We start from the raw sequence: 24,818 nt of genomic DNA, 5'->3' as shown, positions 1-24,818 counted from the left end.
GCGCGGCATCGACAACGGCCAGGGCAGCTCGGCGAGTACCCACAGGCCTTGCTTGCGCGCCTCTTGGGCCAGGTCGAAACGCTGCGGCGCAGGCTGGCCGACGAACAACAGGGCACGGGCCTGTGCCAGCCGTGCGAGCAGGGCACGGCCGGCCCTGGTTGGCACGGCATGGTCGAGAATCAGCAGGTCTGGGCGGCGTTCGGCGCCAAGGCGGGCATCCAGTTCAGCGGTGGTCGCGCTGATGCGCACAGCGAACACGCCTTGCGCGTTGAGGGCCTGGTGCAGCAGGATCTGGTGCGATGGGCGTGCCTGATGAATCAACACGACGGTCTGGTGCATGAGCCGCTCCTGATGGGAGGACCGGCTAATTTAGGCGCTGGTGAATGCCGCCTGAATAGGATGATTCTGATTAAGCTGCGGGAACTGGCTATACCGCGTCAGCTGAAGCCAACGCGGTTGCCTGCAGGAGCGGCCTTGTATCGCGACGGGGCTGCGCAGCAGCCCCAGGCACACCCGTTACAATGGCTTGCCACGGTTGCCATGCTGGCTGACAAAGCCCTGTACCGCTTTCAGGTCATTGGCCAGCACCGTGCAACGCTCCTCACGGCTGAACAGGTCGCTGAGGTGCGCCGGCAGCTCGAGTGCCTTGCCCACACCGGCCTTTTCTACCGCTTCAGGGAACTTGACCGGGTGCGCGGTACCCAGCACAACCATCGGCGTGTCCAGGTTGCGGCGGCACTCACGGGCGGCCTTGACGCCGATCGCGGTGTGCGGGTCGAGGACCTCGCCAGTGGCAGCGAACACCTCGGCGATGGTCTCGCAGGTCTGCTCGTCGCTGACGGCCAACGAATCGAACAGCTTGCGGGCTTCGGTCCAGCGGTCCTGCTCGACGCTGAAGCCGCCACCCTGCTTGAAGTTGGCCATCAGTTCGGCAATTGCGCCACCGTTGCGGCCGTGCAGGTCGAACAGCAGGCGCTCGAAGTTGGACGACACCATGATGTCCATCGACGGCGACAAGGTGGCGTGCAGGGTTTCCTTGACGTACTGGTTGCCGCTCATGAAGCGGTGCAGGATGTCGTTGCGGTTGGTGGCCACGATCAGCTGGCTGACCGGCAGGCCCATGTTGCGCGCCAGGTAGCCGGCAAAAATGTCGCCAAAGTTGCCGGTCGGCACCGAGAACGCCACGGAACGCGACGGCCCACCCAACTGCAGGGCGGCATGGAAGTAGTAGACGATCTGGGCCATGATGCGCGCCCAGTTGATCGAGTTCACGGCCACCAGGCGGGTGCCCTTGAGGAACGACTGGTCGGCGAAGCTGGCCTTGACCATTTCCTGGCAATCGTCGAAGTTGCCTTCGATGGCGATGTTGTGGATGTTGTCACCAAAAATGGTGGTCATCTGCCGGCGCTGTACTTCCGACACGCGCTGGTGCGGGTGCAGGATGAAGATGTCGACGTTGTCGCAACGGCGGCAGCCTTCGATGGCCGCGGAGCCGGTGTCACCACTGGTGGCGCCGATGATCACCACGCGCTCGTTGCGCTTGGCCAGCACGTGGTCGAGCAGGCGCCCGAGCAGTTGCAAGGCAAAGTCCTTGAACGCCAGGGTCGGGCCGTGGAACAGCTCGAGTACCCATTCGTTGCTGTTCAGCTGGCGCAGCGGGGCCACCGCTGCGTGGGCGAACTCGCCGTAGGTTTCTTCGAGGATCTTCTTGAAGTCGGCGTCGGCGATGCTGCCTTCAACGAACGGGCGCATGACCCGGAAGGCCAGTTCGTGGTACGGCAGGCCGGCCCACGAAGCGATTTCTTCCTGAGTGAAACGTGGCAGGTTTTCCGGCACATACAGGCCGCCGTCACTGGCCAGGCCAGCCAGCAGCACGTCTTCGAAATTCAGGGCCGGTGCCTGGCCGCGGGTACTGATATAGCGCATGGGTGCAAACCTTTGATTTGAGCGGCAAGCTGCGAGCGGCAAGCTACAAGAAAAGCCGACTGGCCTTGCCCTTGCGCTCTGCATCTCGCTGTTCCCGCGAATTTACTCTGTTCGAAGCCTCAAAACTGCACTGCCTTCACTTGCACCTTGCAGCTTGAGGCTTGCCGCTTAATTGAGCTGCTCGACGCGAATGCGCACAACCTTGCCGACCACGTCCTGCAGGGCTTCCAGGGCGACGATGGCATCATTGATGCGCTGCTCGACCACGCCGTGGGTGACCAGGATCATCGGTACCAGGCCGTCCTGTTCCTCGGCTTCCTTCTGCATGATCGACTCGATGTTGATACCACGCTCGGAAAGGATGCTGGCCACCTGGGCCAGCACGCCTGGGTGATCCTTGGCCTGGATACGCAGGTAGTAGGCGCTCTCGCAGGCTTCGATCGGCAGGATCGGGTGGGCCGACAGCGAATCGGGCTGGAAGGCCAGGTGCGGTACGCGGTTTTCCGGGTCGGAGGTCATGGCACGGACCACGTCGACCAGGTCGCCAACCACCGACGAGGCGGTTGGCTCCATGCCGGCACCGGCACCGTAGTACAGGGTCGAACCGGCGGCGTCACCGTTGACCATCACGGCGTTCATCACGCCGTTGACGTTGGCGATCAGGCGGTCGGCGGGGATCAAGGTCGGGTGCACGCGCAACTCGATGCCTTCAGCAGTGCGCCGGGCCACGCCCAGGTGCTTGATGCGGTAGCCGAGGGCCTCGGCGTAGTTCACGTCAGCGGTGGTCAGCTGGGTGATGCCTTCGGTGTAGGCCTTGTCGAACTGCAGCGGAATGCCGAACGCGATGGAGGCGAGGATGGTCAGCTTGTGCGCAGCATCGATGCCTTCGACGTCGAAGGTAGGGTCGGCTTCGGCGTAGCCCAGCGCCTGGGCTTCGGCCAGCACATCGGGGAAGGCCCGGCCCTTCTCGCGCATTTCGGTGAGGATGAAGTTGCCGGTACCGTTGATGATGCCGGCCAGCCAGTTGATGCGGTTGGCTGACAGGCCTTCACGGATGGCCTTGATCACCGGAATGCCGCCGGCCACGGCCGCTTCGAAGGCGACGATCACGCCTTTTTCGCGGGCCTTGGCAAAGATTTCGTTGCCGTGCACGGCGATCAGCGCCTTGTTGGCGGTGACCACGTGCTTGCCGTTCTCGATGGCCTTGAGCACCAGGTCGCGGGCGATGGTGTAGCCGCCGATCAGCTCGATGACGATGTCGATCTCGGGGTTGCTCGCAACGTCGAACACATCAGCGGTAATGGGGGTACCGGTAATCTGGCAGTTCGGGTTCTGCGAACGCATGGCGATCTGTGCCACTTCAATACCGCGCCCGGCACGACGGGCAATCTCCTCGGCGTTGCGCTGAAGTACATTGAAGGTTCCGCCACCGACGGTCCCCAACCCACAGATGCCTACTTTGACCGGTTTCACTGTGAACTCCCCATTGAACGGCCGGCACCTTGCCGACCGTGAAACATGCCGTCACCCCATGACGACGGCGTACTGAATTGGATTACTTGGCCAGTGCCAGCTTGGCGACCTGTGGTGCCGGCTGGTAGCCCGGAATGACCTGGCCGCTTTCCAGCACGATGGCCGGCGTGCCGTTGACACCGATCGACTGGCCCAGCTGGAACTGCTTGCCGACCGGGTTGGCGCACTTGGCCGCCTTGATTTCCTCGCCTTCGACCATTTTGTCCATCGCCGCGCGGCGGTCGCTGGAGCACCACACCGCCTGCAACTGCTGGTCACCCGGCGAACCGAGGCCCTGGCGCGGGAAGGCGACATAGCGCACTTCGATACCGCGGCGGTTCAGTTCAGGCACTTCGGCGTGCAGCTTGTGGCAGTACGGGCAGGTGGTGTCGGTAAAGACGGTGATATGCGACTTGGTTTCGCCCTTGGCAGGATAAACCACCATCTCGGCGGCTGGAATGCCGTTGATGAGCTTGGCCACGCCTTGGCGTTCGGTTTTTTCGGTAAGGTTGACCGGCTTGCCGTTCTGGATCTGGAACAGATAACCCTGCATCACGAACTGGCCATCGGCGCTGGCGTAGAGCACCCGGCCGCCCTGCAGCTTGACTTCGTACAGGCCGTTCAGCGGGCTGCTGGCCACGCTTTCCACGGGTACTTCCAGCTCGAGGTTTTGCAGTGATTTACGGATGGCCTGCTCGGCACCGGCATTGCTGTCGGTTGCCGCGGCAAGCGCAAAGGTACTGGCCAGCGCCAACGCGGCGGCGGCGAAAAACTGGGTCACGCGCATGGGAACTCCTGAAGGCGGACAGGGACCGGAGGGCGCCACCGGCGAAAAAGAGCGGTGAGCGTGCGGCCCTTGGTGCAAACCGCCCAAGCCTACCACATCACGCTGCTGGTGAAGGGCCTGGCAAGGACCGGTCGGCGGAACATGAAAAACATTCATCCACGCGGGTGGTGCTGGGCGTGCAACTGTTGCAGGCGAGCCTTGGCCACATGGGTGTAGATCTGCGTGGTCGACAGGTCGCTGTGGCCCAGCAGCATCTGCACCACGCGCAGGTCGGCGCCATGGTTGAGCAAATGGGTGGCAAAGGCATGCCGCAGCGTATGCGGGGACAGCGGCTTGTCGATACCGGCCACGCGGGCATGGTGCTTGATGCGGTGCCAGAAGGTCTGGCGGGTCATCTGCTCGCCGCGAAGGCTGGGGAACAGTACATCACTGGGGCGACCATTGAGCAGATCGGAACGGCCACCGCGCAGGTAGCGCTCCAGCCATACCACGGCTTCTTCGCCCATGGGAACCAGGCGCTCTTTGCTGCCTTTGCCCATGACCCGCAGCACGCCCTGGCGCAGGTTGACCTGGTCGAGGGCCAGGCTGACCAGTTCGGTGACGCGCAGACCACAGGCGTACAGCACTTCGAGCATGGCGCGGTCACGCTGGCCGATGGCCTCGCCCAGGTCCGGGGCCTGCAGCAGGGCTTCGACGTCCGCTTCGGACAGCGACTTGGGTAAAGGCTTGCCCAGTTGCGGCATGTCGACCTGCAAGGTCGGGTCGATGGCCACCAGCTTTTCCCGCAACAGGTAACGGAAGAAGCCGCGCAGGCCGGAGATGAAACGTGCCGTGGAACGCGGCTTGTAGCCCTGCTCCAGGCGCCAGGCCAGGTGGTCGAGGATCAGGTCGCGGCCAGCGTCGGGCAGCGCCACGGAGCGCTCATGCAGCCAGCCGTTGAACAGGGCCAGGTCACTGCGGTAGGACACGCGGGTGTTGTCGGACAGGCCTTTCTCGAGCCACAGGGCGTCGAGGAACTGGTCGATCAGGGGGTGGTCTAGGGCGGGCATTCAGGGCTGCTGAGTGTTGGAGATGGGGCTAGTGTTTCACAGCAGCCTGGGGGTTGTCTGTACCGGCCTCTTCGCGGGCACGCCCGCTCCCACAGGGCCTGCACAGGCTTTGAATGCTTTGCATGGCTTGTAGAAGCGAGCGCGCAGGCGAAAGTGCCAGTGCAGAAGAACTCAGGCCTGGGGCAAAACCGGCACCGGGCGCTTGTCCTCGTCGATGGCGACAAAGCTGAACACCCCATGGATTGCACGCTCACGGCCGTCCAGGTACATGTTTTCTACGAACACATCCACTTGCACCTGCAAACTGGTGTTGCCGACCTTGATCACCGTGCCCACCAACTCGACGATCGAGCCCGCCGGGATCGGGTGCTTGAAGTCGATGCGGTCGGTGGACACGGTCACCAGCGGCAGGCGGCAGAAGCGCGTGGCAGCGATGAACGACACCTCGTCCATCCAGGCCAGCGCAGTACCGCCGAACAGGGTGTTGTGGTGGTTGGTGGTGTTGGGGAACACCGCCTTGGTCACGCGGGTAACCGACAGTTCGGTGCGGCGCTGAATTTCCTGGTCTCGGGTAGTCATCGCAATTCGATCTTCTGAAGGTTGAAAAAGCAAAAAAGCAGCCCGAAGGCTGCTTTTCTCTCGCTAGGCGGCCTCGGCCACCAGGCAAACTGTACTCAGGACAGTTTTTCCTTGATGCGAGCGGCTTTGCCGGACAGGTCGCGCAGGTAGTACAGCTTGGCTTTACGCACGTCACCACGACGTTTCACCGCCAGGCTGTCGATTTGCGGGCTGTAGGTCTGGAAGGTACGCTCTACGCCAACGCCGCTGGAGATCTTGCGCACGGTGAAGGCGCTGTTCAGACCGCGGTTACGCTTGGCGATAACGACGCCTTCGAACGCCTGCAGACGGGAACGCTCACCTTCCTTCACTTTAACCTGAACGACAACGGTGTCGCCTGGTGCGAAGGTCGGGATTTCCTTGCTCATCTGCTCGGCTTCGAGCTGCTGGATGATCTTGTTGGTCATGCTGTGCTCCTAAGATGGATACGCGATCCACCATCGATACGTTTAACTATCGTCCCGCTCGCGGAGATATTCCTCGAGCAGCTTCTTCTCTTCTCCAGAAAGCGAGCGACTTTCCAGAAGATCGGCGCGTCGTTCGAAGGTCCTACCAAGGGACTGCTTCATCCTCCAACGCCGGATGTGTGCATGGTTGCCACTTAGCAACACGTCGGGAACACGCTGATCCGCATACACCTCAGGCCGGGTGTAGTGCGGGCAATCAAGCAGACCGTCGGTAAAGGAATCCTCTTCCGCCGAGTCCACATGCCCTAAAGCTCCGGGCAGCAGCCGCGTAACCGCATCGATCAGTACCATGGCCGGCAGCTCGCCACCGGAAAGCACATAGTCACCAATCGACCACTCCTCATCGACATGAGCCTCGATAAAGCGCTCGTCGATGCCCTCATAACGACCGGCGATCAGGATCAACGACTCCTGTTCGGCCAGGCCTTTGACCGCTTGCTGAGTCAGCTTGCGGCCTTGTGGCGAAAGGTAGATCACCTTCGCCGCAGCTCCGGTTGCCTGCCTGGCGCTAACCAGTGCATCTTCCAGAGGCTTGATTTTCATCACCATGCCCGGACCACCGCCAAACGGCCGATCATCTACCGTGTGGTGACGATCTGTGGTGTAGTCCCGCGGGTTCCAGCAAGTCACCTGAAGCAACCCTTGTTTCACCGCGCGGCTGGTAATGCCGTACTCCGTGATGGCCGAGAACATCTCGGGGAACAACGTGATGACATCTACGCGAAGGTTACCCATCGTTTAGAAATCCGCGTCCCACTCAACCCGCATCGTGCCTGCTTCCAGGTCGATTGCCAGCACGCATTGCTCCGTATAGGGCAACAGCCGCTCGCGATCATCCAGGCTGCCCGCACAGGGCTTGACCACCATTACATCGTTCGCGCCAGTCTCCAACAGGTGATCGACCTTGCCGAACAGGTGTTCGTCCTGGTTGATGACCTTCAGACCCACCAACTGGTACCAGTAGTACTCGTCGGCAGCCAGGTTGGGCAAAAGGCTCCGCGCAATGCAGATTTCGTAACCGCTCAGAAGCCGGGCTTCATCACGATCATCGAGGCCTTTCAGTTTCACGACCAGGCCCTTTTGGGAGCCACGACCGCTGACCAGCTCGACCTGCTTTACCTTGCCTTCGTGCCGAAGCGTCCAGCGCGGATAATCCAACAGGTTTTCAATCGGATCGGTAAAGGAATACACCTTCACCTCGCCGCGAACGCCGTGAACCGAAAAAATCTTGCCAACGACGATGAGGTCGTCAGCCTTTTCTGGCGTCGCGTTCATACGTTTCAGGCAGCGGCCTTGGCAGCGTCCTTCAGCAGCTGAGCAACGCGCTCAGACGGCTGTGCGCCCTGGCTCAGCCAGTAGGTGACGCGCTCTTGGTTGACCGACAGCTTGACTTCGGCGCCCGATGCGATCGGGTTGAAGAAGCCAACGCGCTCAACGAAACGGCCGTCACGGGCGTTACGCGAGTTGGTCACGGTCAGGTGGTAGAATGGGCGCTTTTTCGAGCCGCCACGGGCCAGACGAATGGTTACCATGTGAACATCGTTCCTATAGTCGGTGTTGCAGTTTTTACTGCAAATCTGAATGCCAAATAGGCACACGGGTGCCCAAAAGGCCGCATATTCTCGGGGAATACACGGACATTTGCAAATGACTTTTTCGGCAAGGCACCGCCCCGCCGTCCAGATTTGCCGGTTGCGCCGCGAAATTCGCGGCCGTTGCCCCGCCGTGGCGGGGGTTCTGGGTGCCTGCCCGACGAAAGGCAGGCACTCGGAATACGTGTTACAGCTTGGGCATGCCGCCGCCCGGGAGCATACCGCCCAGGCCGCGCATCATCTTGGCCATGCCGCCCTTGGCAGAGAACTTCTTCATCATCTTCTGCATCTGCTTGTGCTGCTTGATCAGCCGGCCGATGTCCTGCACCTGGGTACCGGAACCCAGGGCGATACGGCGCTTGCGCGAACCGCTGATCAGGTCAGGGTCGCGGCGCTCGGCCGGGGTCATGGAGTTGATGATCGCTTCCATCTGCTTGAACTGCTTCTCGGCCGCGCCCTGGGCGTTGCCCATCTGCGACAGGTTGACCCCGCCGATGCTCGGCAGCTTGTCCATCAGGCCACCCAGGCCGCCCATGTTCTTCATTTGCTGCAGCTGGTCGCGGAAGTCTTCGAGGTCGAAGCCCTTGCCCTTCTTCAGCTTCTTGGCGAGCTTGTCGGCCTTGGCCTTGTCGATGGTCTGCTCGGCCTGCTCGATCAGGCTGAGCACATCGCCCATGCCCAGGATGCGCGAGGCCACGCGGTCGGGGTGGAACGGCTCGAGGGCCTCGGTTTTTTCACCCATACCGATGAACTTGATCGGCTTGCCGGTAATGGCACGCACCGACAGCGCAGCACCGCCACGGGCGTCACCGTCGACCTTGGTCAATACCACGCCGGTCAGCGGCAGCGCCTCGCCAAAGGCCTTGGCGGTGTTGGCGGCGTCCTGGCCGGTCATGGCGTCGACCACGAACAGGGTTTCGATCGGCTTGACCGCAGCGTGCAGCGCCTTGATCTCGGCCATCATGTCGGCATCGATGTGCAGGCGGCCGGCGGTGTCGACGATGACCACGTCGATGAACTTGAGCTTGGCTTCGCGGATGGCCGCTTCGGCAATGGCCACCGGCTTCTGGCTGATGTCGGACGGGAAGAAGGTGACACCGATGTCGTTGGCCAGGGTTTCCAGCTGCTTGATCGCCGCCGGGCGATAGACGTCGGCGGACACCACCATCACGCTCTTTTTCTTGCGCTCCTTGAGGAAGCGCGCCAGCTTGCCAGCGGTGGTGGTCTTGCCGGCGCCCTGCAAGCCGGCCATCAGTACCACGGCAGGCGGGGCGGCATTGAGCGCAAGGTCTTCGTTGGCCGCGCCCATGAGGCTTTCCAGCTCGGCCTGCACGATCTTGACGAACGCCTGGCCCGGAGTGAGGCTGCGCGACACTTCGGTGCCGACCGCACGATCCTTGACGCTGCTGACGAAATCCTTGACCACCGGCAGGGCGACGTCGGCCTCGAGCAGGGCCATGCGCACTTCGCGCAGCGTGTCCTTGATGTTGTCTTCAGTCAGCTTGGCCTTGCCGGTGACGTGGCGCAGCGTCTGTGACAGGCGGTCGGTCAGGTTTTCGAACATGGTGATCCTTTCAGGCCCAGTAAAAGCCGAGGTTTGTCAGGCGCCTGCAGGGAAAAACATACCCGCCAGGCACAGCAAGGCGGCGATTATAGCGAAGTGCGGCGGCGGCGCCCACCTTGGCTTCCGAGCGGCAAGCGGCAAGCGGCAAGCGGCAAGCTACAAGCTACAAGCTACAAGCTAAAAGCTAAAAGCTACAAGCAAGAGCCGATGCGCGGGATGGCTGCTTTTTCTTGAAGCTTGCCGCTTGAAGCTTGCCGCTTAAAGCCCCCGCTTCAGGCTTGCAGCTTCCAGCTTGCAGCTCACTATGCCAAACTCCGTCTCTTTAAGGCTCGCCAATCAGGACTTATGTTCTCCTCACCCAGCCTCATCCCCAACCTGATCGCCGCCGGCCTTTATATAGCAGCGGCCATCTACCAGGGCTCATACCTCGCCCAGGGCCGCAAGGCCGACAAGCGCCTGCTCGGCCTGCTCGGTGCCGTTGCGGTGCTGGCCCAGGCCGGCGCACTGTTCTTCCAGTTGATCACCCCACTGGGCCTGAGCCTGGACTTCTTCAGCGCAGCCAGCCTGATCGCCGTGGCAGTGATTGCCCTGACCCTGCTCGCCTGCCTGCGCATACCGGTGGAAAACCTGCTGGTGCTGCTGTTCCCGCTGGGCGCGGTAACGGCCTTGCTGGCGCAGTTCGCGCCACCCGGCACGGTGCCACTGATCGACGAGGAGCCGGGCATTCTTGCGCACATCCTGTTGTCGATCCTGGCCTATGGGCTGTTCACCATTGCCGTGTTCCAGTCGCTGCTGCTGCTGCTGCAGGACCGCCAGCTGAAGAACAAGCACCCGTCCGGGCTGATCCGCAACTTCCCGCCGCTGCAAACCATGGAAAGCCTGTTGTTCGGCTTCCTCTGGGCCGGCTGGTGCCTGCTGTCGCTGTCGCTGATCTCCGGCTGGCTGTTCCTCGAAAACCTGTTCGCCCAGCACCTGGTGCACAAAACCTTGCTGGCCTGCGTTGCCTGGGTCGTATTCAGCGTGCTGCTGTGGGGGCGAACCCGCCTGGGTTGGCGCGGCCACAAGGCCATTCGCTGGACGCTGGCCGGTTTCTGCCTGCTGATGCTGGCCTATTTCGGCAGCAAGCTGGTTCGCGAATTCATTCTGCATATCTGACGGCCACCCATGGACACCCTGCCGTACGCACCGCTACTGGTCACGCTGGCATTGGCGCTGCTCTGGGCAGCGCTGTTCACTGCTGTGGACGTTGCGCGCCTGCAACTGGCTGGCGCGCTACGCAGTGGCGATGATGGCCAGCCAGCGTTGCCCGCCCAGGCGCTGGTGCTGTGCGCCAGCCTCGGCAAACTGCTGGTCCTGGGCCTGGCGTGCCTGGTCGGGCAGCGCTACGACGGCGAACACGGTTTCTGGCTGGCCGGGCTGGCCGCTGCCGCGGCCTTGCTGGTGTTTGCCGAGTTCCTGCCGCGGCGCCTGGCGCGGCGCAACCCGCAAGCACTGGCCAGCCTGGGCGTAAGCCTGCTGAAAGCGCCGCTCACGCTGCTGCAGCCGTTCGCCTGCCTGCTCGACGGCTGCGCCAAACTGATCTTGCGCCCGTTCCGCGCGCAACCAGCGGCAGTGCCCCTGCACCCGCAGGAAGATGACGACCCGGATGAAGACGAGCGCCACGAAGCGCCCCGCCACGGCCTGCTCGACGGCCTGCAGGCGCTGGACAAGGTCACCGTCAACGACATCCTGGTGCCGCGCAGCGAAGTGGACGGCATCAACCTCGACGAGCCGATCGAGCGCATCATCGAACAGCTGATCGTCAGCCGCCACACCCGCCTGCCGGTGTACCACAACGACATCAACCAGGTGGAGGCGATCCTCAACACCAAGCTGATCAGCCATTTGCTGCCCAAGGCCGAGTTGACCCTGGAGGCGCTGCACGGGGCCTGCTACGAGCCGTATTTCGTGCCCGAAAGCACACCGCTGCAAATGCAACTGCTGAACTTCCACAAACAGCAACGGCGCCTGGGTGTGGTGGTGGACGAGTATGGCGAAGTGCTGGGTATCGTCACCCTGGAAGACATTCTCGAAGAAATCGTCGGCGAGTTCGAAGACGAACAGAGCCTGGAAAACCCGCACGTGCATCCGCAGCCCGATGGCACATTCGTCATCGATGGCACTGCCTCCCTGCGTGAAATCAACCGCAGCCTGGGCTGGCACCTGCCCTGCGACGGCGGGCCGAAAACCCTGAACGGCCTGGTGACCGAAGCACTGGAAAGCATTCCCGAAAGTGCCGTTTGCCTGAAGATCGGCCGCTATCGCCTGGAGATCCTCGAAACCGAGGACAATTGTGCCAGCAAGGTACTGGTGTGGACCCTGGCGCGCTAGCTATACTCGCCCCACGCTTACCCAGCCCCGCCGCCACGCCTGCTACCCGCACCCGGCGTTTCACGGCCAGTCCGCCCCACTGACACGCCCCGCGGTCCTGCTTCCACACCCTGAACAGTGCCCGCCCCCGCCCCTATCCCCCTTGGGCTATCGTCAGTCGGGCGCACACAACAACAAAACGCTCCGGCGCCCGCGCCGCCGTGCCTGCCTCTGCAGCGCACCCGTCGTGGACCAAGCCCACGGAGCCGGACCAGACTGTTAGGGACCTACTTAATGACAAGCAGCACCTATGCCCAAGCCCCTGCGGCGCCGGTCAACTCGCCCGCGCGGGTAGCCACTGCCAGTTTCATTGGCACCGCCATCGAGTTCTACGACTTCTACGTTTACGCCACGGCCGCCGCCCTGGTCATCGGGCCGGTGTTTTTCCCCTCCGGCTCGGGCACCGCACAGATGCTGGCGGCCTTCCTGACCTTTGGCATTGCGTTTCTTGCCCGGCCGCTGGGCTCGGCACTGTTCGGCCATTTTGGTGACCGCATCGGCCGTAAATCGACCCTGGTCGCCTCGTTGCTGCTGATGGGTGTGTCCACCACGGCCATCGGCGTGCTGCCAGGCTATGACAGCATCGGTGTATGGGCACCGATCATCCTCTGCCTGCTGCGCTTTGGCCAAGGCCTGGGCTTGGGCGGCGAATGGGGCGGCGCGGCACTGCTGGCCACCGAAAACGCCCCGGAGGGCAAGCGCGCCTGGTTCGGCATGTTCCCGCAATTGGGGCCATCGATCGGCTTCCTGGCGGCCAACGGCCTGTTCCTGACCTTGGCCCTGACCCTGAGCGACGAGCAGTTCCGTGAATGGGGCTGGCGTATCCCGTTCCTGCTCAGCGCCGCCCTGGTGCTGGTAGGCCTGTATGTGCGCCTGAAGCTGGAGGAAAGCCCCGTGTTCGCCAAGGCTGTTGCCCGCCATGAGCGGGTGAAAATGCCGGTGGTCGACCTGTTCGCCAGGCACTGGCGCCCTACCCTGCTGGGCGCTGCCGCCATGGTGGTGTGCTATGCGCTGTTCTATATCTCCACCGTGTTCTCGCTGAGCTACGGGGTGACCACGCTGGGGTACAGCCGGGAGACGTTCCTCGGCCTGCTGTGCTTTGCCGTGGTATTCATGGCGCTGGCGACGCCGCTGTCGGCCTGGCTCAGCGACCGCTACGGGCGCAAGCCAGTGCTGATCGTCGGCGGCCTGCTGGCGGTGGCGTCGGGCTTTACCATGGAGCCTTTGCTGACCTCGGGCTCTACCGCCGGCGTGGCACTGTTCCTGGCCATCGAGCTGTTCCTGATGGGCGTGACCTTTGCACCGATGGGGGCTTTGCTACCGGAGCTGTTCCCAACCCATGTGCGATACACCGGCGCTTCGGCGGCGTATAACCTGGGTGGGATTGTCGGCGCCTCGGCGGCCCCGTTCTTCGCCCAGAAGCTGGTGAGCATGGGCGGTTTGAGCTGGGTGGGGGGCTATGTGTCGGCAGCCGCAGTGATCAGCTTGATCGCTGTGCTGTGCCTGAAAGAGACCCGCAATACACAGCTGTGAGTCTCAAGCTGCAAGCTACAAGCTACAAGCTACAAGCTACAAGTTACAAGCTACAAGCTACGCGCATTCTCTTGCAGCTTGCAGCTTGAAGCTTGAAGCTTGAAGCTTGAAGCTTGAAGCTTCCAGCTTAGAACTCGACCTTGACCGCCTGCGAAGCGCGGGTCGCCTTGGCCCGCGCCGCTTCAACCGACTCGTCGCGCGCCAGGCACACACCCATGCGGCGGGTACCGTTGATTTCCGGCTTGCCGAACAGGCGGATAGCAGTATCCGGCTCGCTCAAGGCTGCACCCAGGTTGGCGAAGCTGGTCTGCTGCGACTGCCCCTGCGGCAAGATCACCGCCGAGGCCGAAGGGCCGAACTGGCGCACCACCGGAATCGGCAGCCCGAGAATGGCGCGGGCGTGCAGGGCGAACTGCGACAGGTCCTGGGAAATCAGGGTCACAAGGCCGGTGTCATGCGGGCGCGGCGAGACTTCGCTGAACCACACCTGGTCGCCTTTCACGAACAGTTCCACGCCAAACAGGCCCCGGCCACCCAGCGCATCGGTGACCGCCTTGGCCACACGTTGCGACTCGGCAAGCGCTTTCTCGCTCATGGCCTGGGGCTGCCAGGACTCCTGGTAGTCACCCTTCTCCTGGCGGTGGCCGACCGGTTCGAGGAAGGTGGTGCCCCCTACATGACGCACGGTCAGCAGGGTGATTTCGTAGTCGAAGTCGATGAAGCCCTCGACGATCACCCGGCCCTTGCCGGCGCGGCCGCCTTCCTGGGCATAGTCCCAGGCCTTCTGCAGGTCGGCGTCGCTGCGCAGCAGGCTCTGGCCCTTGCCCGACGAGCTCATGACCGGCTTGACCACGCACGGGTAGCCGACATCGGCCACACCCTTGGCGAAGTCTTCGTAGGTGTCGGCGAAGTGGTACGGCGAAGTTGGCAGCTCCAGCTCTTCGGCGGCCAGGCGGCGGATACCTTCGCGGTTCATGGTCAGCTGGGTCGCGCGGGCGGTGGGCACCACGTTGAAGCCTTCGTTTTCCAGCTCGACCAGGGTGGCGGTGGCGATGGCTTCGATTTCCGGAACGATGTAGTGCGGCTTCTCGGCCTCGATCACGGCACGCAAGGCCACGCCATCGAGCATGTTGACCACGTGACTGCGGTGCGCAACCTGCATGGCCGGGGCATTGGCATAGCGGTCGACGGCGATCACTTCGACGCCCAGGCGCTGCAGCTCGATCACCACTTCCTTGCCCAGCTCGCCACAGCCGCACAGCAATACACGGGTCGCAGTAGGCGACAAGGGGGTTCCGATACGGGTCATTTCAGGTCCTCGAAGGCATCCGGGGCCGCACCCGGCTTGGCGCGACCCGCTGAAAAAGGACCACTATTCTACACCATCAGCTGGCCGCAGCAGCCCGCCGGGCGCGAAATGCCATGGCCAGCCACACCGCGGTGACGCCGGTGAACTTGGAGGCCATGGCCGTGCCGACCACCGCCGGGGCCAAGGCACCGATCATGCCGAAGAAGATGAAGGTGTCCACCGGAATGCTCAACGCCGAACTCAACCACAGGCGGTCACGCAGTGGCAGCCGGGTGACGCTGAACACCAGCCAGTCGATCAGTTCGGATATGAAGAACGCGGTGGCGCTGGCCAGGGCGATGGCCGGCTCAGAGGTCACATACGACAGCACCAGCGCCACCAGCATGGCGACCAGGGCGCCGTGGCCGAAGCGGGTTTGCACCATGTCGCGGAGGATGAACACCAGGCCGCCCCAGGCAGACCAGATGACGTCCAGGTGCGGGGCACTGGAGAAGGCGTAGTTGATCAGCACTACGCTGCTGATATAGGCAAGCAGATAGAACATGGCGGGTAATCTATGGGCAAGCCGTACAGATTACCGTCGAGCCGTTCGCGGGTAAACCCGCTCATAAAGATGATCCGTAGCCCTCCAGGCTCATGCTGTACCTGTAGGAGCGGGCGTGCCCGCGAACACCGGCGGCGCCGGTGCCATGTACCGCGGTGGCGGTTTCGCGGGCATGCCCGCTCCCACAGGGCTCTGCATCAGACTAGAGGACGAGGCCAGCCTCTACTGCCCGTTCATGGCAACGCTTGAGCACCGCGCGGCGCTCGTCATTGTCCATCCGCCCCCAGCGGCCGATCTCGGCCACGCTGCGCTGGCAGCCAGTGCAGATGTCCTGCTCGTCCAGCGCACAGATGCTCACGCAGGGCGAGGCCACCGGCCGTTCCACAACATTACTCATCGTCAATTACCAACTCCCGCGCATAACGCCGGGCATTGTGCACGTAATGGGCGGCGCTGGCTTCCAGCAGGCGCTTCTGCTGCTCGGTCAGCTCGCGCACCACCTTGCCCGGCGACCCCATCACCAGCGAACCGTCAGGAATTTCCTTGCCTTCGGGAATCAGCGCGTTGGCGCCGATGATGCAATGCTTGCCAATACGCGCGCCATTGAGGATCACCGCATTGATGCCCACCAGGCTGTAGTCACCGACCGTGCAGCCATGCAGCATGGCATTGTGACCGACGGTCACGCCCTTGCCCAAGGTCAGCGGCGACCCCATGTCGGTGTGCATCACCGTACCGTCCTGCACGTTGCTGTCTTCGCCGATGTCGATCAGTTCGTTGTCGCCGCGCAGCACTGCGCCAAACCACACACTGGCATTGGCTTGCAGGCGCACGTTGCCGATCAGCGTGGCGTTAGGCGCTGCCCAACTGGTGGGGTGGCTCTCGACCCGCAGGTCGCCCAGGCGGTACTTCATGCTTGCTCCTCAGGCTGGAACGCAGACGACGGGGTTGGCCCCGCTCAGTTTTCGATGTACCGCTCAGGGGGCTGGTGCAAGCTGATGCCGGCATCGAACAGCAGGTTGACCAGTTCGACGATCATGATCGCCGACAAGCCCCAGATCTTGTATTCGCCATAGCGATAGCTGGGTACATACCAGCTGCGGCCCTGGTAATCGATACGGTGGGTATGGTCACGCGGGTCCTGGCGGAAAAATTCCAGCGGCACGGTGAATACTGCCGCGATCTCGGCGTCGTTGGCGCGGTATTCGACGAAGTCGGGGATAACGCCGACGAATGGTGTCACTTTCAGGCCATGCAGTGAAATCAGCGGGCTCAGCGGGCCGATCACCTCGACCAGACCCGGCGGCAAGCCAATTTCTTCTTCGGCTTCGCGCAGCGCGGTGAACACCAGGTCCGGGTCTTCCGGGTCGCGGCGGCCTCCGGGAAAAGCCACTTCACCGCCATGGGTGGACAGCCCCTGGGCGCGCAGGGTCAAGACCAGTTCGGGCGCTTCGCTACGGGTAATGGGCAAAAGAACCGCCGCTTCGGGGAACCGCCGGTCGGTTTCCAGTGACGCGGGTTGGTGGTTGCTCATTCGGCGAAGTAGCTCGTCCAGCATTGCGCACGCTCGTATCCAAGGCCTGCCTTGCATGATGCACCAAAGCCGCGTGGCACCCAAGCCCCCGCGCTTGCGGCGCGCCTGCGGCCGCGCCAAGATAGCCCGGAACATAAAGGATAGTGCCATGAACTACTGCAGCGCGTGCGGCCACCCGGTCACCCTGCGGATCCCCGAAGGCGACAGCCGCCTGCGGTATGTCTGCGAGGCTTGCCAGACCATCCACTACCAGAACCCCAACGTCGTCGCCGGCGTGCTGCCCACCTGGGGCAGCCAAGTGCTGCTGTGCCGCCGCGCCATCGAGCCGCGCCGCGGTTTCTGGACCTTGCCCGCCGGTTTCATGGAGAACGGCGAAACCCTCGACCAGGCCGCCCGTCGCGAAACGGTGGAGGAAGCCTGCGCCCGGGTCGGCGCGACCAGCCTGTACCAGCTGTTCGACCTGCCGCACATCAACCAGGTGCATGTGTTCTTCCGCGCCGAACTGGCGGACCTTGATTTCGCTGTCGGCGTCGAGAGCCTGGAGGTGCGGCTGTTCGAGGAACACGAGATTCCCTGGGGTGAGCTGGCTTTCCGCACGGTCACGCGCACACTAGAATGCTACTATCGCGACCGCATCGGGGCGCACTACCCCATAGGCCATGAATACCTGCCGCCGATGCTCGTTTCACCCAATACCTAGACGCCTTCAGGGATACCGTTACATGCGCTGGTTGCTTGCCATTTTCTGCCTTTGCGTTACCTCGGTGTCCCAGGCGGCATTTACCGAGACCATCATTCGCAAGCCTGTGCAGGCCGCGCCATCCCCGTCGTCCTCGCAGCAGGCGATGCAACCGCTGATCGATAAGGTGCTGGTGATCAAGTCCGAGCGGCGCCTGCAATTGATCAGCCGTGGCGAGCCGCTGAAGACCTACCGCATTTCCCTGGGCAAGCAGCCCAAGGGCGCCAAGCAGCGCGAGGGCGACAAGAAGACCCCAGAGGGCCTGTACTGGCTGGACTGGCGCAAGCAGAGCGATCGCTTCAACCTGGCCATGCACATCAATTACCCGAACAGCAACGATGCCGCCCGCGCAACCCGTGAAGGGGTGAGTGCCGGCAGCATGATCATGATCCACGGCACACCGATCAACGATGAATACCCGGAATGGTACTTCCACACCCTGGACTGGACCGATGGCTGCATTGCCATGCGTAACCGTGACATGCAGGAGGTGTGGAACCTGGTACGCGATGGGACGTTGATCGAAATCCGGCCCTGAGCCTTACCAGCGCAGCCACGCAGGCCAGGCAATGCCGGGAGCCGGTTGCTTTAAAAGCTCGTTAACATTTCTGCCAACGAATCATCATATTTGCGCCTTACAGTCGCGGTTTGTTTCAACCCAGCGAATACAAGGACACTCTGATGAGTCGAGATACCGGCGACAATCTGGACCGGAACCACAGCGGCAACCCGCCGATGGCCTCCGTCATGGACGTCTACCTCAGCCGCCGCAGTGTGATGCGCGGCAGCCTGGGCGCTGCCATCGCCATGATCGCCGGTACAGGCCTGGCAGGCTGCTTCGACAGCGGCGGCTCCGCCAACGATGACCCGGTTACCCAGCCGCCCGTTACCGAGCCGAAAAAACCGAAACTGGCCCTGGGTTTCCAATCCATCCCGGGGTCGCGCACCGACGCCTGCGCAGTGGCCGCCGGCTATAGCGCCTACGTGCTCGCCCCATGGGGTACGCCGCTGAACAGCAACGCCAAACCGTGGCGAGCCGATGGCAGCAACACCTCGACCGATCAAGCCAACGCCATGGGCATGCACCATGACGGCATGCATTTCTTCCCCATCAACGGCAGCTCCGAAGACGGCCTGCTGGCGATCAACTTCGAGTACATCGACACCGCCGCCCTGCACCCGGCCGGCCCAACGACCGCTATCAATGGGAAACGCCCGGCCGAAGAAGTGCGCAAGGAAATCAACGCCCACGGCGCTGGCGTGGTGCGCTTGCAGAAAACCGATGGCCGCTGGCAGGTGGTCGACAACGACCCGCTCAACCGCCGCTTCACCACCGCATCGCGCATGGCCATCAGCGGCCCGCTGCGTGGCACCGAACACGTCAAGACCAAGTACTCCCCCGCCGGCACCCACTGCCGAGGCACCAACAACAACTGCGGCAACGGCTATACGCCTTGGGGCACCTACCTCACCTGTGAAGAAAACTGGCCGGGCATTTTCGTCAACAAGGGCACCCGCCCTGAAGACCAGCAGCGCATTGGCGTGGGCACCTCCAGCGGCCAGTTCAAATGGGAAAGTGCCGCCGGCGACGCCAGCGAGGAAGCCGACGAGTTCGCCCGTTTCGACGTGACCGCCAAGGGCGCCAGCGCCACCGACGACTACCGCAACGAAGCCAGCACCTACGGCTACATCGTCGAGATCGACCCCTACGACAGCAGCACCCTCGCCACCAAACGTACCGCACTGGGCCGCTTCCGCCACGAAGGCTGCGCCCCGGGCCTGCCGGTGCCGGGCAAGCCACTGGTGTGGTACATGGGTGACGACTCCAACAACGAATACGTGTACAAGTGGGTGTCCAGCGCCGTGTGGGATGCCGCCGATGCCAACCCGGCCGACCGACTGGCCACTGGTGCCAAGTACCTGGACCAGGGCAAGCTGTATGTCGCCCGCTTCAATGCCGACGGTACCGGTGTCTGGCTGCTGCTGGACGTGACTACCCCCACCACTGGCGGCGGCACCTTGGGCGCGCTGTACGGTGACCTGCCGGGCATCCTGCTCAACACCCGGGGTGCCGGCGATGCCGTGGGCGCAACGCCAATGGACCGCCCGGAGTGGACCACGGTCAACCCGCTGAACGGCGACGTGTACCTGACACTGACCAACAACAGTGCGCGCACCCCGGAAAAAGCCGATGCCGCCAACCCGCGCGGGCCGAACCGCCATGGCCATATCATCCGCTGGCACGACAGCGACGACCAGTTGAGCTTCGCCTGGGACATCTTCGTGTTTGGCGCCAACGCTGCCGGCACCGCCGACATCAACCGTTCCGGCCTCACCGAACTGAACCAGTTCGCCAGCCCGGATGGCATGAGCTTCGATAGCCGTGGCGTGCTGTGGTTCGAGACCGACAACGGCGAAAGCACTGTCACCGACTACACCAACGACCAGCTACTGGCGGTGATCCCCACTAATCTGGTGGACGCCGGCGGCAAACAGGTGCCGGTGAACGCGCAGAACCAGGTGGACCTGCGGCGCTTCTTCGTTGGCCCGAATGGCTGCGAAGTGACCGGGATTACCTTTACCCCGGACAACAAGACGCTGTTCGTCAACATTCAGCGCCCAGGGAACTGGCCATGCACCGACAACGCTACGGACGTGACGCCAGCGGGTACCAAGGTAAGGCCGCGGGCTGCGACGGTGGTGATTCAGCGGGTTGATGGCGGGGAGATCGGCACCGTCTGATCCGGTGTGGTACAGCCGGCCTTGTGCTGGCTTTACTGGCCTGTTCGCGGGCACGCCCGCTCCCACAAGTTGTGTAACCCTTTTGGGAGCGGGCGTGCCCGCGAATAGCCCTGATGCGGTCTAGAACTCGGCGAGCCGCCACACCTCATAGGCTGGCGCCTCGTACGGGTGGCTTTGCTTGAGTGCAGCGACGACCTGGGCTACCAGCTCGTCTGCCACCACCAGCTCCACCTTCCACTCTTCCACCACCTCGACCCGGCCAGTTTGCCCGAGAAACGGCTGGCTGCCGTCCAGCGGGCGAAACTGGCCCTGGCCCAGGGTTTGCCAGGCGCAGTGGTCATAGTCACCGATGCGCCCGCCACCGGCGGCGAACACAGCGGCCTTGACCACGTCGACATGGCTGGCGGGGACGAAGAAGGCGAGCTTGTACACGCCTTAGTTCACCCACACCCGCGCATTGCGGAATATGCGCATCAGCGCGGCATCTTCGTGCCACTCGTCAGGGCGCCAGGAGTTCTGCACGGCGCGGAACACACGCTCCGGGTGCGGCATCATGATGGTCACGCGACCGTCGCGGCTGGTGAGGCCGGTGATACCGCGCGGCGAGCCGTTCGGGTTGGCCGGGTAGGCTTCGGTGACCTTGCCGTGGTTATCGACATAGCGCAGGGCCACGCAACCGGACATGTCGGCGGCCAGCAGCGCTTCTTCGCTGGCGAACTCGGCATGGCCTTCACCGTGGGCGATGGCGATCGGCATGCGCGAACCGGCCATGCCTTGCAGGAAGATCGAGTTGGACTTCTGCACTTCGACCATGGCCACACGTGCCTCGAACTGCTCCGAGCGGTTGCGCACGAAGTGCGGCCAGTGCTCGGTGCCCGGGATCAGCTCGTGCAGGTTGGACATCATCTGGCAACCGTTGCACACGCCCAGGGCGAAGCTGTCGGTACGCTCGAAGAAGGCCTGGAAGGCATCACGGGCGCGGCTGTTGAACAGCGCCGACTTGGCCCAGCCCTCACCGGCGCCCAGCACGTCACCGTAGGAGAAACCACCGCAGGCCACCAGGCCCTTGAAGGCCTCGAAGTCGACGCGGCCGGCAAGGATATCGCTCATGTGCACGTCGATGGCGGCGAAGCCGGCGCGGTCGAAGGCTGCAGCCATTTCAACCTGGCCGTTGACGCCCTGCTCGCGCAGGATGGCCACTTGCGGGCGCACGCCTTTCTTGATGTACGGTGCGGCGATGTCGTCGTTGACGTCGAAGCCCAGCTTGACCGACAGGCCCGGGTTGTCTTCCTCCAGCAGCAGGTCGAATTCCTGGTCGGCGCAGTCGGCGTTGTCGCGCAGGCGCTGGATCTGGTAGCTGGTCTCGGCCCACTGGCGCTGCAGCATGCGGCGGTCGTCGTCGAACAGCACTTCGCCATTGAGGCTGATGGACACTTCGGCGTTGTTGACCGGCTTGCCGATCACCGCCACGCAACCTTCGCCCAGGCCAGCGGCGCTGAACTGTGCCAGTACGTCGGGGGTGGCGTCCTGGCGAACCTGAATGACCGCCCCCAGCTCTTCGTTGAACAGAATGGCCGCCACATCGGCCTTGCTGTCAGTCAGCGGGTCGAGGTGCAGGTCCAGGCCGCAGTGGCCGGCAAAGGCCATTTCCAGCACGGTGGCGGCCAGGCCACCGTCGGAACGGTCGTGGTAGGCCAGCAGGTGGCCATCTTCGTTCAGGCCCTGGATCACGGCGAAGAAGGCCTTGAGGTCTTCGGCGTCGTCGACATCCGGTGCCTGGGCAGCGATCTTGCCGTAGGTCTGGGCCAGGATCGAGGCGCCCATGCGGTTCTTGCCGCGGCCGAGGTCGACCAGGATCAGGTCGGTTTCACCCTTGTCCATGCGCAGTTGCGGGGTCAGGGTCTTGCGAATGTCGGTGACCGGCGCGAAGCCGGTGATGATCAGCGACATCGGCGAGGTCACGCTCTTCTCGACGCCCTCGTCGCTCCACTTGGTTTTCATCGACATGGAGTCTTTGCCGACCGGAATGGTAATGCCCAGCTCTGGGCACAGCTCCATGCCGACCGCCTTGACGGTGTCGTACAAGCGCGCGTCTTCACCTGGGTGGCCGGCAGCGGACATCCAGTTGGCCGACAGCTTGACGTCGGACAGTTTCTCGATGCGCGATGCCGCCAGGTTGGTCAGCGTTTCGCCAATGGCCATGCGGCCGGATGCGGGGGCGTCCAGCAAGGCCAGCGGGGTTCGCTCGCCCATGGCCATGGCTTCACCGGTGTACACATCGAAGCTGGTGGCCGTGACGGCGCAGTCGGCAACCGGAACCTGCCACGGGCCGACCATCTGGTCGCGGGCAACCAGGCCGGTGATGGTGCGGTCGCCGATGGTGATCAGGAAGCTCTTGCTGGCCACTGCCGGGTGGTTCAGCACGCGCTGCACGGCGCTGTCCAGGTCCAGCTCGCTTGGGTCGAAATCATCGCCCAGCTCGGCTTCACGGGTGACCGAACGGTGCATGCGCGGCGGCTTGCCCAGCAGCACGTCGAGGGGCATGTCCACCGGGGTGTTGCCGAAGTGGCTGTCGCTGACGGTCAGGTGCTTTTCTTCGGTGGCTTCACCGACCACGGCAAACGGGCAACGCTCGCGCTCGCAAATGGCCTTGAAGCGCTCGAAGTCGACGGCGCTGACGGCCAGCACGTAACGCTCCTGCGACTCGTTGCTCCAGATTTCGTGCGGGGCCATGCCCGGTTCGTCGTTGGGCACGTTGCGCAGCTCGAAGCGGCCACCGCGGCCACCGTCGTTGACCAGCTCCGGGAAGGCGTTGGAGATGCCGCCGGCGCCCACGTCGTGGATGAAGGCGATAGGGTTGGCATCGCCCAGCTGCCAGCAGCGGTCGATGACCTCCTGGCAACGGCGCTCCATTTCCGGGTTTTCACGCTGTACCGAGGCGAAGTCCAGGTCAGCGGAGCTGGCGCCGGTGGCCACCGACGAAGCAGCGCCGCCGCCCAGGCCGATCAGCATGGCCGGACCACCGAGTACGATCAGCTTGGCGCCGACCGTGATCTCGCCCTTCTGCACGTGGTCTTCACGGATGTTGCCCATGCCGCCTGCGAGCATGATCGGCTTGTGGTAACCGCGTACTTCTTCACCGTGCGGGGTGTTGATGGCCTGCTCGAAGGTACGGAAGTAGCCGGTCAGCGCCGGGCGACCGAATTCGTTGTTGAAAGCAGCACCGCCCAATGGGCCTTCGATCATGATGTCGAGGGCGTCGACGATGCGCTCTGGCTTGCCGTAGGCCTGCTCCCAGGGCTGCTCGAAGCCCGGAATGCGCAGGTTGGACACGGTGAAGCCGGTCAGGCCAGCCTTGGGCTTGGCGCCTCGGCCAGTAGCACCTTCGTCGCGGATTTCGCCACCCGAGCCGGTGGACGCACCGGAGAACGGGGCGATGGCGGTCGGGTGGTTGTGGGTTTCCACCTTCATGAGGATGTGCACCGGCTCCTGCACCGCGCCGTACTGGCGGGTTTCAGGGTTCGGGAAGAAGCGGCCGGCAACGTTGCCGACGATCACCGAGGCGTTGTCCTTGTACGCAGACAGCACACCTTCGTTGTGCATCTGGTAGGTGTTCTTGATCATGCCGAACAGGCTTTTTTCCTGCGCCTGGCCGTCGATGTCCCAACTGGCGTTGAAGATCTTGTGGCGGCAGTGCTCGGAGTTGGCCTGGGCGAACATCATCAGTTCGATGTCGTTCGGGTTGCGCTTGAGGCCCTGGAAGGCATTGACCAGGTAGTCGATTTCGTCTTCGGCCAGGGCCAGGCCGAGGTCGATGTTGGCCTTGGCCAGCGCGTCGCGGCCGCCGCCGAGGATATCGACCGAGGTCATCGGCTTGGGCTGGGCGTGGCTGAACATGTCAGCGGCCTGCTCCAACTGGCCGAGCACGCGCTGGGTCATGCGGTCGTGCAGCTCGGCGGCGATCAGGGCGGCGTCAGCGTCGCTCAGGTTGCCGGCAACGTAGTAGGCGATACCACGCTCCAGGCGCTGGATTGCCTGCAGGCCGCAGTTGTGAGCGATGTCGCTGGCCTTGCTGGCCCATGGCGAGATGGTGCCCAGGCGCGGTACGACCAGGAACAGGCGGCCGCTCGGCTCCTGTACCGGCACGCTCGGGCCGTACTTGAGCAGACGGCCCAGCACCTGCTGCTGGTCGGCGGTCAGTTCGCCTTCAACATCGGCGAAGTGGGCAAATTCGGCATACAAACCAGTAACAGCGGGGACTTTCTGGCTCAGTTGCTCGAGTAATTTACCGTGGCGAAAGGCAGAAAGGGCAGGAGCGCCGCGCAGGATCAACATCGTCGGGACAGCCTCAGGAAGGGGTGTGCTTAGAGGCCGTGCATTCTAGCCTAAATCGTTGGCTTTCGGCACCCGCTCTAAGCCATGGCTGCCGGGCGGCGGAACCGGACTTTGGGGTCAAAAAAAAGCGACAAGCCGTAAGCTGCAAGCCACAAGAA

24 protein-coding genes are annotated in these 24,818 nt (G+C 63.4%); 6 read left to right on the top strand and 18 right to left on the bottom strand.

What is annotated here, in order from left to right; all coding sequences use genetic code 11:
- The 11 genes from B3361_RS17220 to ffh form a co-directional block, all read right to left on the bottom strand.
- The coding region (locus tag B3361_RS17220) for a histidine kinase (RefSeq protein ID WP_286778188.1) at nucleotides 1-339 on the bottom strand (339 nt) is incomplete at its 3' end.
- A 177-nt stretch (nucleotides 340-516) separates the two neighbouring features.
- A complete protein-coding gene (thrC, locus tag B3361_RS17215; protein WP_009683448.1) occupies nucleotides 517-1,926 on the bottom strand; it encodes a threonine synthase in 1,410 nt (469 codons plus the stop codon).
- A 168-nt stretch (nucleotides 1,927-2,094) separates the two neighbouring features.
- Complete coding sequence (locus tag B3361_RS17210; RefSeq protein ID WP_009683447.1) at nucleotides 2,095-3,399, bottom strand: homoserine dehydrogenase; 1,305 nt, start codon at nucleotides 3,397-3,399, stop codon at nucleotides 2,095-2,097.
- A gap of 82 nt (nucleotides 3,400-3,481) precedes the next feature.
- Nucleotides 3,482-4,225, bottom strand: coding sequence for a DsbC family protein (locus tag B3361_RS17205; protein WP_029888038.1), 744 nt, complete (start codon nucleotides 4,223-4,225; stop codon nucleotides 3,482-3,484).
- Between the two features lie 152 nt (nucleotides 4,226-4,377).
- Nucleotides 4,378-5,274, bottom strand: coding sequence for a site-specific tyrosine recombinase XerD (xerD, locus tag B3361_RS17200; RefSeq protein WP_154211453.1), 897 nt, complete (start codon nucleotides 5,272-5,274; stop codon nucleotides 4,378-4,380).
- A 171-nt stretch (nucleotides 5,275-5,445) separates the two neighbouring features.
- Nucleotides 5,446-5,853, bottom strand: coding sequence for an acyl-CoA thioesterase (locus tag B3361_RS17195; RefSeq protein WP_009683444.1), 408 nt, complete (start codon nucleotides 5,851-5,853; stop codon nucleotides 5,446-5,448).
- A gap of 95 nt (nucleotides 5,854-5,948) precedes the next feature.
- Nucleotides 5,949-6,299 carry a 50S ribosomal protein L19 gene (gene rplS / locus B3361_RS17190; protein ID WP_003252148.1) on the bottom strand — a complete coding sequence of 117 codons (351 nt, stop codon included), beginning with the start codon at nucleotides 6,297-6,299 and terminating at the stop codon, nucleotides 5,949-5,951.
- Between the two features lie 42 nt (nucleotides 6,300-6,341).
- Nucleotides 6,342-7,094, bottom strand: coding sequence for a tRNA (guanosine(37)-N1)-methyltransferase TrmD (gene trmD, locus B3361_RS17185; RefSeq protein WP_003252146.1), 753 nt, complete (start codon nucleotides 7,092-7,094; stop codon nucleotides 6,342-6,344).
- A 3-nt stretch (nucleotides 7,095-7,097) separates the two neighbouring features.
- The gene (gene rimM / locus B3361_RS17180; protein ID WP_009683442.1) at nucleotides 7,098-7,634 is read right to left on the bottom strand and encodes a ribosome maturation factor RimM; all 537 of its coding nucleotides are present in this window, start codon (nucleotides 7,632-7,634) and stop codon (nucleotides 7,098-7,100) included.
- A gap of 5 nt (nucleotides 7,635-7,639) precedes the next feature.
- Nucleotides 7,640-7,891, bottom strand: coding sequence for a 30S ribosomal protein S16 (rpsP, locus tag B3361_RS17175; RefSeq protein WP_008094480.1), 252 nt, complete (start codon nucleotides 7,889-7,891; stop codon nucleotides 7,640-7,642).
- A 247-nt stretch (nucleotides 7,892-8,138) separates the two neighbouring features.
- Nucleotides 8,139-9,515 (bottom strand): signal recognition particle protein, encoded by a 1,377-nt coding sequence (ffh, locus tag B3361_RS17170; RefSeq protein ID WP_029888036.1) that lies wholly within the window; start codon nucleotides 9,513-9,515, stop codon nucleotides 8,139-8,141.
- A gap of 345 nt (nucleotides 9,516-9,860) precedes the next feature.
- Between ffh and B3361_RS17165 the strand changes: the two genes are divergently transcribed.
- The 3 genes from B3361_RS17165 to B3361_RS17155 all read left to right on the top strand — a co-directional run bounded on the left by B3361_RS17165 (nucleotide 9,861) and on the right by B3361_RS17155 (nucleotide 13,457).
- The gene (locus B3361_RS17165) at nucleotides 9,861-10,670 is read left to right on the top strand and encodes a cytochrome C assembly family protein (RefSeq protein ID WP_009683440.1); all 810 of its coding nucleotides are present in this window, start codon (nucleotides 9,861-9,863) and stop codon (nucleotides 10,668-10,670) included.
- Nucleotides 10,671-10,679: 9 nt separating this feature from the next.
- The gene (locus B3361_RS17160) at nucleotides 10,680-11,885 is read left to right on the top strand and encodes a transporter associated domain-containing protein (RefSeq protein ID WP_009683439.1); all 1,206 of its coding nucleotides are present in this window, start codon (nucleotides 10,680-10,682) and stop codon (nucleotides 11,883-11,885) included.
- Between the two features lie 273 nt (nucleotides 11,886-12,158).
- The gene (locus B3361_RS17155; RefSeq protein ID WP_029885505.1) at nucleotides 12,159-13,457 is read left to right on the top strand and encodes an MFS transporter; all 1,299 of its coding nucleotides are present in this window, start codon (nucleotides 12,159-12,161) and stop codon (nucleotides 13,455-13,457) included.
- A 127-nt stretch (nucleotides 13,458-13,584) separates the two neighbouring features.
- Here B3361_RS17155 and purT read toward each other — a convergent pair whose 3' ends face one another.
- The 5 genes from purT to B3361_RS17130 form a co-directional block, all read right to left on the bottom strand.
- Nucleotides 13,585-14,766 carry a formate-dependent phosphoribosylglycinamide formyltransferase gene (gene purT / locus B3361_RS17150; RefSeq protein WP_009683437.1) on the bottom strand — a complete coding sequence of 394 codons (1,182 nt, stop codon included), beginning with the start codon at nucleotides 14,764-14,766 and terminating at the stop codon, nucleotides 13,585-13,587.
- A 76-nt stretch (nucleotides 14,767-14,842) separates the two neighbouring features.
- Complete coding sequence (locus tag B3361_RS17145; protein WP_029885506.1) at nucleotides 14,843-15,310, bottom strand: VUT family protein; 468 nt, start codon at nucleotides 15,308-15,310, stop codon at nucleotides 14,843-14,845.
- Nucleotides 15,311-15,512: 202 nt separating this feature from the next.
- Nucleotides 15,513-15,707, bottom strand: a complete 195-nt coding sequence (locus tag B3361_RS17140) for a DUF1289 domain-containing protein (RefSeq protein ID WP_029885507.1) — start codon at nucleotides 15,705-15,707, stop codon at nucleotides 15,513-15,515.
- Nucleotides 15,700-16,224, bottom strand: coding sequence for a gamma carbonic anhydrase family protein (locus B3361_RS17135; RefSeq protein WP_029885508.1), 525 nt, complete (start codon nucleotides 16,222-16,224; stop codon nucleotides 15,700-15,702). The genes B3361_RS17140 and B3361_RS17135 overlap by 8 nt, the downstream gene beginning before the upstream one ends.
- 44 nt (nucleotides 16,225-16,268) lie before the next feature.
- On the bottom strand, nucleotides 16,269-16,868 hold the full coding sequence (locus B3361_RS17130) for a CoA pyrophosphatase (protein WP_029885509.1): 600 nt from the start codon (nucleotides 16,866-16,868) through the stop codon (nucleotides 16,269-16,271).
- A gap of 124 nt (nucleotides 16,869-16,992) precedes the next feature.
- On the opposite strand from B3361_RS17130, the gene B3361_RS17125 reads away from it, so the two are divergent.
- The 3 genes from B3361_RS17125 (at nucleotide 16,993) to B3361_RS17115 (ending at nucleotide 20,325) form a co-directional block, all read left to right on the top strand.
- Nucleotides 16,993-17,544, top strand: a complete 552-nt coding sequence (locus B3361_RS17125; protein WP_029885510.1) for an NUDIX hydrolase — start codon at nucleotides 16,993-16,995, stop codon at nucleotides 17,542-17,544.
- 22 nt (nucleotides 17,545-17,566) lie between these two features.
- A complete protein-coding gene (locus B3361_RS17120; RefSeq protein ID WP_029885511.1) occupies nucleotides 17,567-18,121 on the top strand; it encodes a L,D-transpeptidase family protein in 555 nt (184 codons plus the stop codon).
- 143 nt (nucleotides 18,122-18,264) lie between these two features.
- A complete protein-coding gene (locus B3361_RS17115; protein ID WP_154211815.1) occupies nucleotides 18,265-20,325 on the top strand; it encodes a PhoX family protein in 2,061 nt (686 codons plus the stop codon).
- Between the two features lie 120 nt (nucleotides 20,326-20,445).
- Here B3361_RS17115 and B3361_RS17110 read toward each other — a convergent pair whose 3' ends face one another.
- Together B3361_RS17110 and purL are read right to left on the bottom strand one after the other, a co-directional pair.
- Nucleotides 20,446-20,757: an NIF3 1 gene (locus tag B3361_RS17110; protein ID WP_009683429.1), complete on the bottom strand. Its 312-nt coding sequence runs from the start codon at nucleotides 20,755-20,757 to the stop codon at nucleotides 20,446-20,448.
- A 3-nt stretch (nucleotides 20,758-20,760) separates the two neighbouring features.
- Nucleotides 20,761-24,660: a phosphoribosylformylglycinamidine synthase gene (purL, locus tag B3361_RS17105; RefSeq protein ID WP_154211816.1), complete on the bottom strand. Its 3,900-nt coding sequence runs from the start codon at nucleotides 24,658-24,660 to the stop codon at nucleotides 20,761-20,763.
- Nucleotides 24,661-24,818 lie beyond the last annotated feature (158 nt).

The organism is Pseudomonas sp. UBA6699 (assembly GCF_002454615.1).
GTDB classification, from domain to species: Bacteria; Pseudomonadota; Gammaproteobacteria; order Pseudomonadales; family Pseudomonadaceae; genus Aquipseudomonas; species Aquipseudomonas juntendi.
The sequence above is the reverse complement of the archived record's forward strand: the minus strand, read 5'-3'. Positions and strand labels throughout refer to the sequence as shown.

Excerpts from the sequence above, each read along its gene's own strand:
- thrC (WP_009683448.1), bottom strand. The coding sequence starts at position 1,926 with ATGCGCTATATCAGTACCCGCGGCCAGGCACCGGCCCTGAATTTCGAA.
- B3361_RS17205 (WP_029888038.1), bottom strand. The coding sequence starts at position 4,225 with ATGCGCGTGACCCAGTTTTTCGCCGCCGCCGCGTTGGCGCTGGCCAGT.
- xerD (WP_154211453.1), bottom strand. The coding sequence starts at position 5,274 with ATGCCCGCCCTAGACCACCCCCTGATCGACCAGTTCCTCGACGCCCTG.
- B3361_RS17195 (WP_009683444.1), bottom strand. The coding sequence starts at position 5,853 with ATGACTACCCGAGACCAGGAAATTCAGCGCCGCACCGAACTGTCGGTT.
- rplS (WP_003252148.1), bottom strand. The coding sequence starts at position 6,299 with ATGACCAACAAGATCATCCAGCAGCTCGAAGCCGAGCAGATGAGCAAG.
- trmD (WP_003252146.1), bottom strand. The coding sequence starts at position 7,094 with ATGGGTAACCTTCGCGTAGATGTCATCACGTTGTTCCCCGAGATGTTC.
- rimM (WP_009683442.1), bottom strand. The coding sequence starts at position 7,634 with ATGAACGCGACGCCAGAAAAGGCTGACGACCTCATCGTCGTTGGCAAG.
- rpsP (WP_008094480.1), bottom strand. The coding sequence starts at position 7,891 with ATGGTAACCATTCGTCTGGCCCGTGGCGGCTCGAAAAAGCGCCCATTC.
- ffh (WP_029888036.1), bottom strand. The coding sequence starts at position 9,515 with ATGTTCGAAAACCTGACCGACCGCCTGTCACAGACGCTGCGCCACGTC.
- B3361_RS17165 (WP_009683440.1), top strand. The coding sequence starts at position 9,861 with ATGTTCTCCTCACCCAGCCTCATCCCCAACCTGATCGCCGCCGGCCTT.
- B3361_RS17160 (WP_009683439.1), top strand. The coding sequence starts at position 10,680 with ATGGACACCCTGCCGTACGCACCGCTACTGGTCACGCTGGCATTGGCG.
- B3361_RS17155 (WP_029885505.1), top strand. The coding sequence starts at position 12,159 with ATGACAAGCAGCACCTATGCCCAAGCCCCTGCGGCGCCGGTCAACTCG.
- purT (WP_009683437.1), bottom strand. The coding sequence starts at position 14,766 with ATGACCCGTATCGGAACCCCCTTGTCGCCTACTGCGACCCGTGTATTG.
- B3361_RS17145 (WP_029885506.1), bottom strand. The coding sequence starts at position 15,310 with ATGTTCTATCTGCTTGCCTATATCAGCAGCGTAGTGCTGATCAACTAC.
- B3361_RS17140 (WP_029885507.1), bottom strand. The coding sequence starts at position 15,707 with ATGAGTAATGTTGTGGAACGGCCGGTGGCCTCGCCCTGCGTGAGCATC.
- B3361_RS17135 (WP_029885508.1), bottom strand. The coding sequence starts at position 16,224 with ATGAAGTACCGCCTGGGCGACCTGCGGGTCGAGAGCCACCCCACCAGT.
- B3361_RS17130 (WP_029885509.1), bottom strand. The coding sequence starts at position 16,868 with ATGCTGGACGAGCTACTTCGCCGAATGAGCAACCACCAACCCGCGTCA.
- B3361_RS17125 (WP_029885510.1), top strand. The coding sequence starts at position 16,993 with ATGAACTACTGCAGCGCGTGCGGCCACCCGGTCACCCTGCGGATCCCC.
- B3361_RS17120 (WP_029885511.1), top strand. The coding sequence starts at position 17,567 with ATGCGCTGGTTGCTTGCCATTTTCTGCCTTTGCGTTACCTCGGTGTCC.
- B3361_RS17115 (WP_154211815.1), top strand. The coding sequence starts at position 18,265 with ATGAGTCGAGATACCGGCGACAATCTGGACCGGAACCACAGCGGCAAC.
- purL (WP_154211816.1), bottom strand. The coding sequence starts at position 24,660 with ATGTTGATCCTGCGCGGCGCTCCTGCCCTTTCTGCCTTTCGCCACGGT.